At 53.5% G+C, this 652-nt stretch carries 1 protein-coding gene; it reads left to right on the forward strand.

Features of this window, described 5'->3' with window-relative positions; translation table 11 throughout:
• A partial coding sequence (locus tag BM739_RS20325; protein ID WP_217697861.1) for a hypothetical protein occupies window positions 1-652 on the forward strand: 652 nt, incomplete at both ends.

Consider the following 652-nt stretch of genomic DNA (forward strand, 5'->3'; position numbering starts at 1 on the left):
ACCCAAGCGATGCTTGATACTGGTCAAGCCGTGGAAGTCCCTGTCGCTGCAGGCGATACCCAGGTCAATGTTGATGCACAAGTCATTGATGCTGCCGGTAACCCATCGGCTATCGCCACTGATAAGCAAGACGTTGATAACACTGATGCACCTACTCCAAACGTTGAGTTTGAAGGCATGGGTGATGACGGTATTTACAGCAGCGATGAAATTGGCGCGGATGGCACCGTCACCGCCACCGTGACCTTAGCCGCSGGCACCGCAATTGGTGACACGCTGATCATCACTGATGGTAACGGCAACGAACTCTTTAACGGTCTCGTGACCCAAGCGATGCTTGATAATGGTCAAGCCGTGGAAGTCCCTGTCGCTGCAGGCGATACCCAGGTCAATGTTGATGCACAAGTCATTGATGCYGCCGGTAACCCATCGGCTATCGCCACTGACAACCAAGACGTTGATAACACTGATGCACCTACTCCAAACGTTGAGTTTGAAGGCATGGGTGATGACGGTATTTACAGCAGCGATGAAATTGGCGCGGATGGCACCGTCACCGCCACCGTGACCTTAGCCGCKGGCACCAACATCGGTGACACGCTGATCATCACTGATGGTAACGGCAACGAACTCTTTAACGGTCTCGTGACCC

Origin of the sequence: Shewanella sp. UCD-KL21 (assembly GCF_001957135.1) — a bacterium.
Taxonomy (GTDB): domain Bacteria; phylum Pseudomonadota; class Gammaproteobacteria; order Enterobacterales; family Shewanellaceae; genus Shewanella.